Raw genomic sequence first — 16,269 nt, 5'->3', positions numbered from 1 at the left:
TATTTTCTTTTAAAAAAAGAGGTGTTTGGAATTAAGACTTCTCAACAATTCTTTCAGCAATTACTGCAATTATTAAAGCCATTTGAAAATAGGCTTAATCTCCATCTTGCAGAACATCAGCTCTACAGAGCGCAATGGACCATATTGTACTATTTAGCTAATAATGGCCCTGCAACATTGGTGGAGCTGGCACATTATATGTTTGTCGAGAAACCTACCGTTACGAGAACGATTAATCGCTTGGAAGAATTGGGATATGTCGAACATGTTCCCGGAAAAGACAAGCGTGAAAAAAGAATGCAGCTTTCGGAACGTGGCAGAATAGTGTATAACGATGTCCGAGTAACCATTGACCAATATGAACAAGAAGTTCTAAAGGGGATTTCGGAAGAGGAACAAATTGAGGCAATTCGGATTATGGGAGAAGTACGAAGCAATATTATTAAATAAGGGGAGAAAAATGTGAATACATCAAGACCAAAATTATGGACGAAGGATTTTATTATTGTATCCAGTATCAATTTTTTAATAAACCTTGTCTTCTATTTATTAATCGTCATCATTGGTAAGTATGCTGTTGACCAATTTCATGCCTCTACAAGTCAAGCTGGACTTGTCACAGGTATTTTTATCATCGGCTCCTTACTAGGAAGACTGTTTACCGGGCGCTTTATTGAGGTCATTGGCCGCAAAAAAACATTATTCATTGGACTAATCTTTTTTATTTTGACTACACTATTATATTTAATTCATATAGGTTTGGTCATGCTGTTGATCACTCGTTTATTGCATGGGGTCGCTGCAGGGATGGTAGGTACGGCAACTGGAACGATTGCAGCTCAGATTATTCCAGCAACCCGTAAAGCTGAGGGGATTGGCTATTTCAGCATGAGTGCCGCCCTTTCCACTGCTGTTGGTCCGTTTATTGGACTTCTGATGACTCAGCACACAAGCTATGAAATGATTTTTGTATTTTCAGTGGCTTTAGGCATCATTAGCTTTATTACATCTATTTTTGTCTATGTACCAGCATTACAAGTCACAGCAAAACCTGCTGTGACCAAAGGATTTAAACTTTCAAACTTTATTGAGCCAAATGCATTGCCAATTTCAGTCATAACACTTGTGATTGCCTTTTGTTATTCCAGCGTCTTATCGTTTATAAATTTCTACGCGACAGAAATTGATTTGGTTAGCACGGCTAGCTTTTTCTTCCTTGTCTATTCCATTGCCGTTTTACTATCGCGCCCTTTTACAGGCCGATTAATGGACGTAAGAGGGGCAAACTATGTAATGTACCCTGCTTTTATTGTCTTAGCAGCCGGAATGGTGCTTTTAAGTTCAGTGAGCACTGGAATTACATTACTGATAGCCGGCGGCCTGATTGGACTTGGCTTCGGGAATATTCAATCCAGCACCCAGTCCGTGGCCGTAAAATTAACGGAGCCGCATCGAATGGGATTAGCCACATCAACCTTCTTTATTTTTCTTGACGCAGGACTTGGTTTCGGACCCTATATACTTGGATTTATTATTCCAAAAACGGGTTACAGCCATCTATATGTCATCCTTGGAATTGTCGTTCTATTAACATCCGTCCTTTACTACTTTTTACATGGTAAAAAGGAAAAGGCTGCACAAGCTAAATTGAACGTTTCAAATGCATAATTATTAAATGGAGGCGAGCTATCATAGTTCGCCTCCATTTTTTTATACCTTATTGAAATCTCCAGAATCCATTCATAATCTTAAAAAGGTGATGTTGATCCGTTCCCGCTAGGTTAATTAAAAAAGGTGTTTCCCCTCTTTCACCTAGCACTTGATTGGCTAAACCCTCACCAATAGGTGAACAAAACAATAGTTTTGTCCCAGCTAAATCTAGGGTTCTGCACCTGGCATGTAAGTCTTGATCGAAAAACTCTTCACTCTGGCTTAGATTGAACCATTTACTCCATTTTGCTGTTGTTTCGTCTAAGTTTTTGACAACAAAACCTACACTTTCCAAGATAGGTTTTCCAATCAAGTGGGACGTAAGCAGCCCTTGCTCCTCTAGTTCTACTAACCGTTCTTCATCAGACCTTTCCCACTGGATAAAGAACGGCAGGTTTAGCTCATTGACTCCGGCTTCTGGAAAAAGCAGTGACCATCTAATTACTTCTCCATCAGCACGAATCCGTTCACCAGGTATCGGACCATAGACTTTCACTTCCGCATCTTTAAACTGAAGAGCTAATTGTTCGATGTCATTTGTACGAATGGCGATCCTAGCGGGACCCTCCTGACCTTCATTCGCAAGCTGCTCCACAATATGGGTAATTAACCGGTTCTCGCCCTGTTGTCTTGCCATTTCTATATTCTCTATCCCTAGAAATTCAATGTAACTTAAACCAAAATAGGTTAAGGAATTATAGGTCCCCCATGTATGATGACGGCCGCCATTGACAGCATGGATTCCCGTTAGTCTTAGGTTCGCAATCGCTTCTTCCGGTTTGTTTAAAAAGATCACCAAATGATCAAAGCTTAATTTCACAATGTTACCCCCTTCATATATGTATTACCCTTAGAAGATATTCTATCGGTTATTATGATGACTTGCATAAGACCAGCTTGTTGTAAATAAGATTAAAATAAGCATCCTAAAAAAGGGGTTGTTCCAATGATTATTTTTAATAAAATTGCTTTATTCTTTGTGATTTTGTATTCCGTTATTATCCTGATTAATACTTATTTAGGAGAAAGTGAACGGATTCAATCGAATGTGATGTTCTTTTTAATGAATGGGTTTGCTTATATTGTATCGGCCCTGGAAGTAGAAAAAGAACAACAAATTATATTAGAAACATGATTTTTATTTGATTTGAGGTTGAACAGTTTCATTTCAATATAAGAAGGCTGCCCCTCATTGTTTTTTGGGGGGCAGCTTATTTTTGTGTTATAAAAAAATGGCGCCATATATTAACGAGGCTAAGATGACAAAACCAGGGTGGACCTTCAATTTTTCAAGAAGGATGAAACTTACTGCAATTAAGAGCAAGGTTTGGATGGCACCTGCGTCATGGTAGGCAGTGGAGAAAAAGTTAAATGTCATCACGCCTAACATGACTGCAATAGCTGGCCGGACATAATTGGTCATTCTTTTTACCTTAGGAGATTCCTTAAATTTATACAAAATGCCTAAAAGAACAATCATTAATAATAATGAAGGCGCCACTGTTGCAAAAACAGCCACCACGGACCCAAGGATACCGCCTTGTTCATAGCCAATATAGCCAGCCATTTTTGTCGCGATTGGTCCTGGAAGAGAATTGCCAAGTGCTAATACTTCACTAAATTCTGAAACACTCATCCAGCCGTATCGACCGACCACTTCATTTTCAACAAGGGGAATCGATGCTGGCCCGCCGCCATAACCGACAATCCCCGGGATAAAAAAGGCTAGGAAAATATGCCAATATAACATTACTCGCTCCCCCCTTCACCTTTAGCCGCCTTATCTTTCTTTAATACCGCAAATAAAAGTATAGCAACTATTAAAAAGGCCGGATGGATATCAAGGACTTCTAATAATAGTAAGCTAACAACAACAGCACCACTTGCGCTGATGATTCCTAAAGATTGATACGACTTTTTATAAAAATCCCAGGTCAACGTGAGCATCATAACCCCTACGACCGGTACCACTGCCTTTGTCATACCGGATACCCAATCCAGGGATTTCACGGAAGAAAGAGAGGCAAGCAGCACAATCATCAAGACAATCGTGGGCAGGATGGAAGATAGGATGGCGTTCAGCATGCCCAAAATCCCCCCAACTCGGTACCCTATGTATCCTGCCATTTTGGTATTAATGGGACCTGGAAGTGTATTGGCTAATGCCAAAATATCGGCAAATTCATCATCATTCATCCATTTAAAGGTTTGGACCACCTCCTTATGGAGAAGAGGAATGGAGGATGGCCCTCCACCGTATCCTAAAATTCCCGAACGAAAAAAAGCAATCGATATATCTAACTGTTTCATGTTTATTCCACACCTTTTTCAAATTACCAAGCGGCAATAGCTCCGTCGGTTCTTGATTCTGTACCGCCAGTAAGGACACCAGTATCAGGATTACGCCAAATAATCTGTCCTCTCCCGAATGCACCGTTATCTAAGGAAACCTGAATATCATGGCCTTTTCTCGCTAAAGCTTGGGCGATGTGTATAGGAAAGGCAGGTTCCACTATTATCTTCTTCCCTTCTATCCATTGCCATCGCGGCGAATCTAAGGATGCTTGCGGATTTAAATGGAAATCAATCGTGTTCATAATGACCTGGACATGGCCTTGTGGCTGCATATATCCGCCCATTACACCAAATGGTCCCATCGCCTGTTGACCTTTTGTTAAAAATCCTGGAATAATCGTATGATATGTCTTTTTGCCAGGTTCTAGACAATTTTCATCGGATGGGTCCAATGAGAAATCGGCACCCCGGTTTTGCAAAGCGATTCCTGTTCCAGGGATGACGATTCCCGAGCCAAACCCCATATAGTTACTTTGAATAAAAGACACCATGTTCCCTTCTGAGTCAGCTGTTGCCAGATAGACCGTTCCTCCTTTAGGTGGTGTTCCCGGTTCAGGTGTTTTTGCCGTCTCGCCAATCAGACTTTTTCTAGACTTTGCAAATTCCTCTGATAATAATTGTGCGCTGGTGACAGACATTTTTTTGGAGTCTGTCACATACTTCTTTGCATCAGCAAATGCTAGTTTCATAGCTTCTATTTGTTTATGATAGGTATCAACTGATTCCTTTTCAGTAAATTCATAGCCTTTTAGAATGTTTAGGGCCATCAAGGCTGCAATTCCTTGGCCATTCGGTGGAATCTCCCACACATCATAACCCCTGTAATGAACTTTAATTGGCTGAACCCACTCAGGTTGAAATTCCGCTAGGTCCTCTTTTGACAGGAAGCCGCCAAACTGCCTTGAAAAACGATCGATTCTATCGGCTAATTTTCCTCGATAAAAGCTTTCTGCATTTGTTTCTGCAATCTCACGTAATGTATCAGCATGATCTTTCGAGCTCCAGATCTCCCCAATTTGCGGAACTTTTCCATTTGGAGCAAAGGTGTCGAACAAGCCCTTATATTCCTCACCCGTATGTATTTTTTTATATTTCGTAAAAGCACTATTCCAATACCTTCCTAATGTTGGAGAGAGCGGATAGCCTTTCTCTGCATACTCAATTGCTGGCTTTAACACTTCTGTGAACAGAAGCTTGCCAAATCGTCTAGAAAGTTCGGCCCATGCTGCGGGAATCCCCGGAACTGTTACAGGAATCATACCATGTACAGGCATATGATTGTGGCCTTTAGCCTTAACTGCCTCAATAGAAATACCTTTCGGTGCAGGGCCGCTCGAGTTGAGTCCATGCAGTTCGCCCTTTGTCCATATAAGCGCAAAGGCGTCGCCCCCGATGCCATTGGATGTGGGCTCAACCACAGTTAAACAAGCGGCCGTTGCTACGGCAGCATCAATAGCATTCCCGCCCTTTTTTAATATATCTAGACCTGCTTGGGCGGCTAGCGGCTGAGAAGTGGCAACCATTCCATTTCTCGCGATTGTCGCCATTCTTTGTGCCGAGTACGGATAATGCAAGTAATCAAAGTTCATGAATAGAGTCTCTCCCTATGCTTCACGACAATTTTTTTGTAATTTTATTATTCCGCTTTATTATAGTACAGTAATTATTGGAAATCCATTAAACATTCTGATAATGGGGGGAGGGGTTTTTGCAAAGTGGTATTCCTGCGAGGTATTGTAGAATTGTTACACGTTTTTGTAGAATAACTTGAAACTTTGTAGAATTGTTCCTTGATTTTGTAGAATCCACCTTTGATTTTGTAGAATTCCTCCTTTTTTTGTAGAATTCTTCTTAAAATTGTAGAATCTCTCTTTGATTTGGCATTAATTCCTTCCAAAAGTTTAGAATCTCTCCTTGAATTCGCAGAATCCCTCCTCCCCATCATTGTAAAATTCATTAAACTACAAAAAAGACATGGACAAGATCGTCCATGCCTTTCCCTGATATTAAGAAATTTTACACTTCTGGTTTTGCTTGAATATTGATTCTTTTTTTGACAACCTTTTTTACTTCTTTAAAGGTAACAAAATTCTTTTCTTTCTCATCCCACAAGCGGAAACGTAATGAACGTAAGCTTGTAGCAAGCGTAATAGTTGGCACATTTTGTAATGGCAATGTATTTTTATGTGCCTCTTCAAGTTTGTAATTTGGCACCCTTGGACTTAAATGGTGAACGTGATGGAAGCCAATGTTACCTGTCAGCCATTGCAAAACCTTAGGCAGTTTATAGAAAGAACTTCCTTCCACTGCTGCTTTAACGTATTCCCACTCTTTGTCTTCTTCAAAATAAGAATCCTCAAAGGTATGCTGTACATAAAACAGCCAAATTCCTACAGCTCCTGAAATCATGAAAATCGAGCCTTCCACTAATAAGAAGGACTGCCAGCCAATTGCCCAACAAAGCAAACCAATTAAAGCGACAATAAGAATGTTAGTCAGATAAGTGTTGTTACGTTCCTTTTGTCTTGCGCCTTTACGATTAAATCGATTTTTTAAAAGGAATACATAAATCGGTCCTAATCCAAACATCACGAGTGGATTACGATAAAAACGATAGGCTAAACGCAACTTAAGCGGAGCAGCCAAATATTCATCCACAGTAAGCGTCCAGATGTCACCTGTACCACGCTTATCTAAGTTACCGCTTGTGGCGTGATGGACTGCATGGTCGTGTCCCCATTGATCAAATGGGAATAACGTTAAAACACCCATAATCGTTCCAGTAATGCGATTGGCCCGCCGATTCTTAAAGAAGGAATGATGGGTACAATCATGAAAGATAATGAAGATTCTCGTTAAAAATCCAGAGGCTAATACAATGGGCACCAATGCTAACCAGTATGATACGGATAGGCTTAGATAGGCCAGGTACCATAAGGATATAAAAGGCACAACAGTATTGATAATCTGCCAAACACTTGCTTTAGTAGTTGATTTTTCAAAAGGAGCAACTGATTTCTTTAAATTTTTTGTATTTTGTAAGGTCATAACTATGTCATTTCCTTTCCAATATCGTTATTACCCAAAGTATATAGGAACAAAACATAACATGTTAGTAGCAGGTGTCATATTCAGACCATGATAAGTGTCATATATAAGGTGAAAATATTGAAAAAGGTGTCAGGCACCAACTGGTAAATAGTGTAAATTAGACTTTGCCATAAATCTCTATATGCGTATTTAATTTTGGAATGGAATCAAATTCTTCTATCTTACCTGTATAATGGATGGTGGAGTAAATGCTCTATTGGTTTTGCATATGATATTTCTTTGCGAGTAATCCTATAGATATGTCGAAAATACAACTAAACGAGGTTAATACATGAGTGAAAAAAGTTTTACAGATTACCATTTAAGTGAGGAAATCACAAGGGCACTGGGAGTGTTAAAATATGACACGCCTACCGAGGTGCAAACTGAAGTGATTCCATTAGCATTGGAAAAGCAGGATCTTGTTGTTAAATCTCAAACTGGAAGTGGCAAGACAGCGGCCTATGGCATCCCTATTTGTGAATTGGTGGAATGGGAAGAAAAAAAGCCGCAGGTCCTCATTCTCACTCCTACTAGGGAGCTGGCGGTTCAAGTTCGTGAGGATATCACGAATATCGGCAGGTTCAAACGTATAAAAGCAATGGCCGTTTATGGAAAAGAGCCATTTTCCAAGCAAAAGGAAGAATTGAAGCAAAAAACACATGTCGTTGTTGGTACACCCGGGCGTGTCATCGACCACATCGATCGGGAAACCTTGGTTTTAGACCAAATTAAGTATCTTATTATTGATGAAGCAGATGAAATGTTAAACATGGGTTTTATTGATGATGTTGAATCCATTATCAAGGAACTTCCGTCAGACCGAGTGACGATGGTTTTTTCAGCTACCATGCCGAAGGATGTAGAATCTCTATGCCACCAGTACATGACAGACCCTGTTCATATTGAAATAGAAGCAACGGGAATTACCACCGATACGATTGAACACCGATTATTGGAAGTACAACCAGAAGAAGATAAACTTTCGATTCTAAAGGATGTTACCGTTGTGGAAAACCCCGACAGCTGTCTCATCTTTTGCAATACAAAAGAACATGTGGATACTATTTATGCTGACCTCGAGGCCTCTCATTATTCATGTGAACGACTTCATGGCGGATTAGAGCAACAGGATCGCTTCGCGGTAATGGATGGGTTCAAAATGGGGAATTTTAGGTACCTTGTCGCTACCGATGTGGCAGCTCGAGGGATTGATATTGATAATGTCACCCTTGTCATCAACTATGATGTACCGATGGAGAAAGAAAGTTATGTCCATCGAACCGGCAGAACCGGTCGTGCTGGACATACAGGCAAAGCGATTACGCTTGCCACATCTCATGAAGAAAAATATATTAGAGCGATTGAACGATATATAGGTTTTGAGATTCCGCCTATGGATGCCCCAAAACCTCATGAAGTAGCGAATAATCGGGCTGCTTTTGATGAAAAAATTAGCGGACGCCGCGTGGTCAGAAATAATAAAACCGCCCGCATTAACCAAGATATCATGAAACTCTATTTCAGCGGTGGAAAAAAGAAAAAGCTTCGGGCGGTTGATTTTGTTGGGACGATTGCAAAAATCCCAGGCGTAACGGCCGAGGATATCGGCATTATTACGATTCAGGATCAAATGACCTATGTTGATATTCTTAATGGAAAAGGCTCACTAGTCCTCCAAGCCATGGAGCATACCACCATTAAAGGGAAAAAGCTTAAAGTCAGCAAGGCTATTAAATAATGCTTAATAAAAGGTGTCTGATATGTAATCAGACCCTTTTTGCTTTTTCTATAGCACGGATATAGGAGTTCATTGAAATGGTTCATGTGTGGATTAAAGTGTATTATAATGACGTTAACCAAGAATCATTAATTAGGTGATGATTTATGACAAATATCAAGGATTTAGCTAAGATGGCTGGTGTTTCAGTAACGACGGTATCACGGGTGCTTAATAACCATCCCTATGTAAGTAAAGAAAAAAGAACCGCTGTTCTAAATGCTATTCAAAAAAGCAATTATCAGCCAAATATTAATGCAGTGCATTTAAGTATGGGGAAGACCTTCCTAGTTGGAGTCGTTATTCCATTTATTGACCATCCCTATTTTTCTTTATTAATAAAAGGCATTGCGATGGAAGCACTGGAAAATAACTATAAGCTTGTATTGTTTCAAACCAACTACCAAGAGACTAGAGAACTCGAAGCACTAAATATGTTGAAACAAAAACAGATTGATGCGTTAATCATTTGTTCGAGAAAATCCAGCTGGCACATTATTGAAGGATACTTACCATATGGTCCCATTATTTTATGCGAAGACACGAGAGGAAAAAAAGTGTCCTCCACTTTTGTTGACCATTATACATGTTTCACTCTTGCATTAGATTACTTATACAATCACGGTCATCGAAAGATTGGTTATTGTATTGGGCGGAATACTGGGACAAATAGCAGAAAAAGAAGTAGGGCTTATCGGGAATTTATTGAGAAATATGACTTACCTTACAATCCCACTTATATTTTCGAGGCCTGCCTCCATGTTGAGGATGGGAAACAGGTCATAGAACGAATTAAACAGATGGCAGCTCCCCCCTCTGCCCTGCTGGTCACAAGTGATGAGGTGGCTGCTGGAATTGTGACCTGTGCGCAAGACGAAGCCATTTCTATTCCCGATCATTTAGCGATTATTGGTTTTAATAATCAACCAATTGCCCAAATGATGCATATCACTACGATTGAAATCCCACTGGTAGACATGGGGAGAAAGTTATTTCTTCAAGCCATGAACGACCCCCATGATATCACCCATCAAGAAGTTTTGGCATCCTTAATTGAACGAAGGACAGTTTAGAAATAATGGTCGGATCAATAGAATTCCGACCTTTTTTATATTGTATGAGAAGCCTCTATACTACTAAAAAAAGCCCCTCAATAAATTTCTTCATCTCCCTTGACCTGAAACGGGTTTCATAGAATATGCTGTATTGGCAGAAGATACAACACCAGTGTCGGCGTGATTGGTAATTGTCCGAGCGTAACGACGGTGTTGTATTTTAGTGAATCGAGAAGTCATTTTACTATTCCCACTTTTCTAAAAACTAATGTAAAATACAAGTATATCGAAAATCGGGGGAATTCTATTGAAAAAGCGAAAGATTACCTTTTTGTTTATTTCTGGACTAATTCTTATTTTTATAATTGTAACCGTTTTCAATTCGGTAAAGGTAAACTCAAAACAGCCAACTGCAAAACCAACTAACGTAGTAATCAATGAGGATCAAGCTATTCAGCACTTATCCACAGCCATCACCTTCAAAACAGTTTCGTATCAAGACCGCAGTAAATTTGACTTAAAAGAATTTGAAGGGTTTATTTCATTTTTACAAGAAAGTTTTCCTGCTGTCCATGAACAGCTTGAATTTGAAAAAATAAATTCTTACGCCCTCGTCTATAAATGGAAAGGCTCTGATACTAATAAGAAGCCAGTTGGTTTAACCAGTCATTATGATGTGGTCCCTGTTTTATCCGGAACAGAGGCCAATTGGGAACAAGATCCTTTCAGTGGGACCGTGGTAGACGGAAAGATATGGGGCCGGGGCAGCTTGGATGACAAAATTGGTGTCATCGGCATTTTACAAGCTATTGACTATTTAGTAGAAAAAGGCTACAAACCCACGCGCGATATGTATTTCATGTTTGGTTTTGACGAAGAAATTGGCGGAGAAGAAGGTGCCAACAAAATTGTTAACACACTAAAAGAAAGAGGGATTACCTTTGACTATGTTTTAGATGAAGGTGGTGCGATTGTTGAACACATGGTACCTGGTGTAAATCAACCGGTTGGTGTGGTTGGTATTTCTGAAAAAGGATCAGCGACTGCCGAATTAACCATTGAAGGCAGCGGCGGTCACTCCTCACAGCCGAAGAACCACACGAATATTGGCCGAATGGCAAGCGCAATATCTAAGTTAGAAGATACACAGTTTAAAGGTGACCTCAAGGGACCTGGGGAAGACCTATTTGAATTCGTGGCACCAGAAATGAGTTTTGGAATGAAGTATATCTTTGCTAATAAAGTAATTTTTGAACCAGTTATTGAAAAAATTCTACTTGAGAAGCCCGCATCGGCGGCTTTAATCCGGACGACCATCGCCCCAACTATTTTTCAAGCGGGGGAGCAATACAATGCCTTGCCTGAAAAGGCCACTGCCTATATTAATCTTCGTCTTATGCCAGGTGATTCTTTGACAGATGTAAAACATTTTATTAAGGAAACGATTGATGATAAAGATATTAAAGTGAACATAACGGGCAGCGAGGCTTCCAAGGTTTCCTCCATTAACGGCTGGCAGTTTACGTCGATTCAACAGGCTGCAAGAAATGTGTATGGCAACGCAGTTATCGCTCCCTATTTAATGTTTGCTGGCTCTGATGCCAAACATTATGACAGAATCGCGAAAAATACGTACCGTTTCCTGCCCGTACAGATTACCTCCGAGGATTTAAACAGAATGCATGGAACGAATGAACATATTAGTATTAAAAATTATATCAATGCTATTAAATTTTATGTAGAAGTGATCAAGGAGTCAGATTAATAATTTAGTAACTTATATGCTAAAAAAATTTAATCTTTAAAAAAAGAAAGGTGCCAGTCCCCAAAGCGTAAACGCATAGGAACTGACACCTTTCTTTGTATATAGATGGGCCTAAATGGACTCGAACCATCGACCTCACGCTTATCAGGCGTGCGCTCTAACCAGCTGAGCTATAGGCCCATATTTTGGAGCGGGTGATGGGAATCGAACCCACTACATCAGCTTGGAAGGCTGAGGTTTTACCAGTAAACTACACCCGCATAATAATTCTAAAATGGGGCGGCTGATGGGAATCGAACCCACGAATGCCTGAACCACAATCAGGTGCGTTAACCACTTCGCCACAACCGCCAAAATCTATATATATATTAATAGTAGTCATCCTACTAGAAAAAAGTGGCGGTCCGGACGGGACTCGAACCCGCGACCTCCTGCGTGACAGGCAGGCATTCTAACCAACTGAACTACCGGACCATATTGCGGGGGCAGGATTTGAACCTGCGACCTTCGGGTTATGAGCCCGACGAGCTACCGAACTGCTCCACCCCGCGATAATAAAAATAATACTAAGTCACTATGCTCCATATTTGCATGGACTGTATCAATCTCAGTAAGCATATTCAAGCAGCGGTTCGATTGATACAACTCGCAGTTTTTTCATTGAAGCAACGCTCGTTGCTCCACCCCGCGATAATAAAATAAAAAGTATAAAAATTATGGAGGAGGAAGAGGGATTCGAACCCCCGCGCGGTGTTACCCGCCTGTCGGTTTTCAAGACCGATCCCTTCAGCCAGACTTGGGTATTCCTCCAATATTACAAACAATAATATATTTTTGGTAGCGGCGGAGGGGATCGAACCCCCGACCTTACGGGTATGAACCGTACGCTCTAGCCAGCTGAGCTACACCGCCAAAATGAATATTATTGTATTTTCTTAAAAATGGTCGGGAAGACAGGATTCGAACCTGCGACCCCTTGGTCCCAAACCAAGTGCTCTACCAAGCTGAGCTACTTCCCGTAAAATGCGCCCTGAGAGATTCGAACTCCCGACCTTTTGATTCGTAGTCAAACACTCTATCCAGCTGAGCTAAGGGCGCAAAATAACTTAATTAATATGGTGGAGGATGACGGGATCGAACCGCCGACCCTCTGCTTGTAAGGCAGATGCTCTCCCAGCTGAGCTAATCCTCCATATGGTGACCCCTACGGGACTCGAACCCGTGTTACCTCCGTGAAAGGGAGGTGTCTTAACCGCTTGACCAAGGGGCCGTCATTTAATTTCGGCAAAATAATAGCCCCATAGGGGCTTAGCCTGGCAACGTCCTACTCTCACAGGGACGCGTGTCCCAACTACCATCGGCGCTGAGAAGCTTAACTTCCGTGTTCGGTATGGGAACGGGTGTGACCTTCTCGCCTTAATTACCAGACTATTTAATTAGAGGTTCATTCCCTCAAAACTAGATAATGCAGAAGAAGTTTTAAAAAATCGAGTTCACCTAATATAAATGGTTAAGTCCTCGAACGATTAGTATCAGTCAGCTCCACATGTCGCCACGCTTCCACCTCTGACCTATCAACCTGATCATCTTTCAGGGTTCTTACTAGCTTGACGCTATGGGAAATCTCATCTTGAGGGGGGCTTCATGCTTAGATGCTTTCAGCACTTATCCCGTCCGCACATAGCTACCCAGCGATGCCTTTGGCAAGACAACTGGTACACCAGCGGTGCGTCCATCCCGGTCCTCTCGTACTAAGGACAGCTCCTCTCAAATTTCCTGCGCCCACGACGGATAGGGACCGAACTGTCTCACGACGTTCTGAACCCAGCTCGCGTACCGCTTTAATGGGCGAACAGCCCAACCCTTGGGACCGACTACAGCCCCAGGATGCGATGAGCCGACATCGAGGTGCCAAACCTCCCCGTCGATGTGGACTCTTGGGGGAGATAAGCCTGTTATCCCCGGGGTAGCTTTTATCCGTTGAGCGATGGCCCTTCCATGCGGAACCACCGGATCACTAAGCCCGACTTTCGTCCCTGCTCGACTTGTAGGTCTCGCAGTCAAGCTCCCTTGTGCCTTTACACTCTACGAATGATTTCCAACCATTCTGAGGGAACCTTTGGGCGCCTCCGTTACTCTTTAGGAGGCGACCGCCCCAGTCAAACTGCCCACCTGACACTGTCTCCCACCCCGATAAGGGGTGCGGGTTAGAATTTCAATACAGCCAGGGTAGTATCCCACCGACGCCTCCACCGAAGCTAGCGCTCCGGCTTCTCAGGCTCCTACCTATCCTGTACAAGCTGTACCAAAATTCAATATCAGGCTACAGTAAAGCTCCACGGGGTCTTTCCGTCCTGTCGCGGGTAACCTGCATCTTCACAGGTACTATAATTTCACCGAGTCTCTCGTTGAGACAGTGCCCAGATCGTTACGCCTTTCGTGCGGGTCGGAACTTACCCGACAAGGAATTTCGCTACCTTAGGACCGTTATAGTTACGGCCGCCGTTTACTGGGGCTTCGATTCAGAGCTTCGCTTGCGCTAACCCCTCCTCTTAACCTTCCAGCACCGGGCAGGCGTCAGCCCCTATACTTCGCCTTGCGGCTTCGCAGAGACCTGTGTTTTTGCTAAACAGTCGCCTGGGCCTATTCACTGCGGCTCTTCGAGGCTATGAACCTCAAAGAGCACCCCTTCTCCCGAAGTTACGGGGTCATTTTGCCGAGTTCCTTAACGAGAGTTCTCTCGCTCACCTTAGGATTCTCTCCTCGCCTACCTGTGTCGGTTTGCGGTACGGGCACCTTTTATCTCGCTAGAGGCTTTTCTTGGCAGTGTGGAATCAGGAACTTCGGTACTAAATTTCCCTCGCTGTCACAGCTCAGCCTTCACGGTGAACGGATTTTCCTATTCACCAGCCTAACTGCTTAGACGCGCATATCCAACAGCGCGCTTACCCTATCCTCCTGCGTCCCCCCATCACTCAAACGATAAAGAGGTGGTACAGGAATATCAACCTGTTGTCCATCGCCTACGCCTTTCGGCCTCGGCTTAGGTCCCGACTAACCCTGAGCGGACGAGCCTTCCTCAGGAAACCTTAGGCATTCGGTGGATGAGATTCTCACTCATCTTTCGCTACTCATACCGGCATTCTCACTTCTAAGCGCTCCACCAGTCCTTACGGTCTAGCTTCAACGCCCTTAGAACGCTCTCCTACCACTGACACCTGATGGTGTCAATCCACAGCTTCGGTGATACGTTTAGCCCCGGTACATTTTCGGCGCAGAGTCACTCGACCAGTGAGCTATTACGCACTCTTTAAATGGTGGCTGCTTCTAAGCCAACATCCTGGTTGTCTAAGCAACTCCACATCCTTTTCCACTTAACGTATACTTTGGGACCTTAGCTGGTGGTCTGGGCTGTTTCCCTTTTGACTACGGATCTTATCACTCGCAGTCTGACTCCCACGGATAAGTCTTTGGCATTCGGAGTTTGTCTGAATTCGGTAACCCGATGAGGGCCCCTAGTCCAAACAGTGCTCTACCTCCAAGACTCTTACTACGTGAGGCTAGCCCTAAAGCTATTTCGGAGAGAACCAGCTATCTCCAAGTTCGATTGGAATTTCTCCGCTACCCACACCTCATCCCCGCACTTTTCAACGTGCGTGGGTTCGGGCCTCCATCCAGTGTTACCTGGACTTCACCCTGGACATGGGTAGATCACCTGGTTTCGGGTCTACGACCACATACTCAATTCGCCCTATTCAGACTCGCTTTCGCTGCGGCTCCGTCTTTTCAACTTAACCTTGCATGGGATCGTAACTCGCCGGTTCATTCTACAAAAGGCACGCTATCACCCATTAACGGGCTCTAACTACTTGTAGGCACACGGTTTCAGGAACTATTTCACTCCCCTTCCGGGGTGCTTTTCACCTTTCCCTCACGGTACTGGTTCACTATCGGTCACTAGGGAGTATTTAGCCTTGGGAGATGGTCCTCCCTGCTTCCGACCGGATTTCTCGTGTCCGGCCGTACTCAGGATCCACTCAGGAGGGAACGAAGTTTCAACTACAGGGTTTTTACCTTCTATGACGGACCTTTCCAGATCGCTTCATTTACCCCGTTCCTTTGTAACTCCATGTTGAGTGTCCTACAACCCCAAGAGGCAAGCCTCTTGGTTTGGGCTATGTCCCGTTTCGCTCGCCGCTACTCAGGGAATCGCGTTTGCTTTCTCTTCCTCCGGGTACTTAGATGTTTCAGTTCCCCGGGTATGCCATCAATACCCTATGTATTCAGGTAAAGATACTGCTCCATTACGAGCAGTGGGTTCCCCCATTCGGAAATCTCCGGATCAAAGCTTACTTACAGCTCCCCGAAGCATATCGGTGTTAGTCCCGTCCTTCATCGGCTCCTAGTGCCAAGGCATTCACCGTGCGCCCTTTCTAACTTAACCTAAAAGGTTATTTCTCTTAATTACTTAAGAGAGAAAACTAAAATGGCGATTACTCGATGTTTTCTTGCTT

At 42.9% G+C, this 16,269-nt stretch carries 11 protein-coding genes, 11 tRNA genes and 2 rRNA genes; 6 read left to right on the top strand and 18 right to left on the bottom strand.

The window, feature by feature from the left end:
- Window positions 1-30: 30 nt before the first annotated feature.
- Window positions 31-450, top strand: a complete 420-nt coding sequence (locus AC4E8C_RS02950) for a MarR family winged helix-turn-helix transcriptional regulator (RefSeq protein WP_490212452.1) — start codon at window positions 31-33, stop codon at window positions 448-450.
- A gap of 12 nt (window positions 451-462) precedes the next feature.
- The gene (locus AC4E8C_RS02945; RefSeq protein WP_490210116.1) at window positions 463-1,668 is read left to right on the top strand and encodes an MFS transporter; all 1,206 of its coding nucleotides are present in this window, start codon (window positions 463-465) and stop codon (window positions 1,666-1,668) included.
- Between the two features lie 49 nt (window positions 1,669-1,717).
- On the opposite strand, the gene AC4E8C_RS02940 is transcribed toward AC4E8C_RS02945, so the two are convergent.
- Window positions 1,718-2,530 carry a VOC family protein gene (locus AC4E8C_RS02940; RefSeq protein WP_490210114.1) on the bottom strand — a complete coding sequence of 271 codons (813 nt, stop codon included), beginning with the start codon at window positions 2,528-2,530 and terminating at the stop codon, window positions 1,718-1,720.
- Window positions 2,531-2,656: 126 nt separating this feature from the next.
- Here AC4E8C_RS02940 and AC4E8C_RS02935 point away from each other — a divergent pair, with 126 nt between their 5' ends.
- A complete protein-coding gene (locus AC4E8C_RS02935) occupies window positions 2,657-2,845 on the top strand; it encodes a hypothetical protein (RefSeq protein WP_490210113.1) in 189 nt (62 codons plus the stop codon).
- A gap of 87 nt (window positions 2,846-2,932) precedes the next feature.
- Here AC4E8C_RS02935 and AC4E8C_RS02930 read toward each other — a convergent pair whose 3' ends face one another.
- The 4 genes from AC4E8C_RS02930 to desA form a co-directional block, all read right to left on the bottom strand.
- Window positions 2,933-3,460 carry a chromate transporter gene (locus AC4E8C_RS02930; protein ID WP_490210111.1) on the bottom strand — a complete coding sequence of 176 codons (528 nt, stop codon included), beginning with the start codon at window positions 3,458-3,460 and terminating at the stop codon, window positions 2,933-2,935.
- Complete coding sequence (locus AC4E8C_RS02925) at window positions 3,460-4,020, bottom strand: chromate transporter (RefSeq protein WP_490210109.1); 561 nt, start codon at window positions 4,018-4,020, stop codon at window positions 3,460-3,462. The genes AC4E8C_RS02930 and AC4E8C_RS02925 overlap by 1 nt, the downstream gene beginning before the upstream one ends.
- Before the next feature lie 23 nt (window positions 4,021-4,043).
- On the bottom strand, window positions 4,044-5,654 hold the full coding sequence (locus AC4E8C_RS02920) for a gamma-glutamyltransferase family protein (RefSeq protein ID WP_490210107.1): 1,611 nt from the start codon (window positions 5,652-5,654) through the stop codon (window positions 4,044-4,046).
- Between the two features lie 427 nt (window positions 5,655-6,081).
- Window positions 6,082-7,113, bottom strand: a complete 1,032-nt coding sequence (gene desA / locus AC4E8C_RS02915; protein ID WP_490210105.1) for a Delta(5) desaturase DesA — start codon at window positions 7,111-7,113, stop codon at window positions 6,082-6,084.
- Window positions 7,114-7,447: 334 nt separating this feature from the next.
- Here desA and AC4E8C_RS02910 point away from each other — a divergent pair, with 334 nt between their 5' ends.
- The 3 genes from AC4E8C_RS02910 to AC4E8C_RS02900 all read left to right on the top strand — a co-directional run bounded on the left by AC4E8C_RS02910 (window position 7,448) and on the right by AC4E8C_RS02900 (window position 11,755).
- Window positions 7,448-8,896 carry a DEAD/DEAH box helicase gene (locus AC4E8C_RS02910; RefSeq protein WP_490210103.1) on the top strand — a complete coding sequence of 483 codons (1,449 nt, stop codon included), beginning with the start codon at window positions 7,448-7,450 and terminating at the stop codon, window positions 8,894-8,896.
- Between the two features lie 146 nt (window positions 8,897-9,042).
- Window positions 9,043-10,008 (top strand): LacI family DNA-binding transcriptional regulator, encoded by a 966-nt coding sequence (locus AC4E8C_RS02905; RefSeq protein ID WP_490210102.1) that lies wholly within the window; start codon window positions 9,043-9,045, stop codon window positions 10,006-10,008.
- A 289-nt stretch (window positions 10,009-10,297) separates the two neighbouring features.
- A complete protein-coding gene (locus AC4E8C_RS02900; RefSeq protein ID WP_490210100.1) occupies window positions 10,298-11,755 on the top strand; it encodes a M20 family peptidase in 1,458 nt (485 codons plus the stop codon).
- 106 nt (window positions 11,756-11,861) lie between these two features.
- Here the strand turns inward: AC4E8C_RS02900 and AC4E8C_RS02895 are convergent.
- The 13 genes from AC4E8C_RS02895 to AC4E8C_RS02835 form a co-directional block, all read right to left on the bottom strand.
- Window positions 11,862-11,935, bottom strand: a tRNA-Ile gene (locus AC4E8C_RS02895).
- 6 nt (window positions 11,936-11,941) lie between these two features.
- Window positions 11,942-12,015 (bottom strand) — tRNA-Gly (locus AC4E8C_RS02890).
- Window positions 12,016-12,030: 15 nt separating this feature from the next.
- A tRNA-His gene (locus AC4E8C_RS02885) sits at window positions 12,031-12,106 on the bottom strand.
- Between the two features lie 46 nt (window positions 12,107-12,152).
- Window positions 12,153-12,229, bottom strand: a tRNA-Asp gene (locus tag AC4E8C_RS02880).
- Between the two features lie 3 nt (window positions 12,230-12,232).
- Window positions 12,233-12,306: transfer RNA gene (locus tag AC4E8C_RS02875), tRNA-Met, on the bottom strand.
- A gap of 166 nt (window positions 12,307-12,472) precedes the next feature.
- Window positions 12,473-12,565, bottom strand: a tRNA-Ser gene (locus AC4E8C_RS02870).
- A 25-nt stretch (window positions 12,566-12,590) separates the two neighbouring features.
- A tRNA-Met gene (locus AC4E8C_RS02865) sits at window positions 12,591-12,667 on the bottom strand.
- A 30-nt stretch (window positions 12,668-12,697) separates the two neighbouring features.
- Window positions 12,698-12,774 (bottom strand) — tRNA-Pro (locus AC4E8C_RS02860).
- Between the two features lie 5 nt (window positions 12,775-12,779).
- Window positions 12,780-12,853, bottom strand: a tRNA-Arg gene (locus AC4E8C_RS02855).
- An 18-nt stretch (window positions 12,854-12,871) separates the two neighbouring features.
- A tRNA-Val gene (locus AC4E8C_RS02850) sits at window positions 12,872-12,947 on the bottom strand.
- 3 nt (window positions 12,948-12,950) lie between these two features.
- Window positions 12,951-13,025: transfer RNA gene (locus AC4E8C_RS02845), tRNA-Glu, on the bottom strand.
- 41 nt (window positions 13,026-13,066) lie between these two features.
- Window positions 13,067-13,183 (bottom strand): 5S ribosomal RNA (gene rrf, locus AC4E8C_RS02840).
- 78 nt (window positions 13,184-13,261) lie between these two features.
- Window positions 13,262-16,199 (bottom strand): 23S ribosomal RNA (locus tag AC4E8C_RS02835).
- Window positions 16,200-16,269: the final 70 nt, after the last annotated feature.

It is taken from the genome of Neobacillus sp. SRL179 (assembly GCF_984799095.1).
This window is presented reverse-complemented; position numbering and strand designations above follow the sequence as displayed.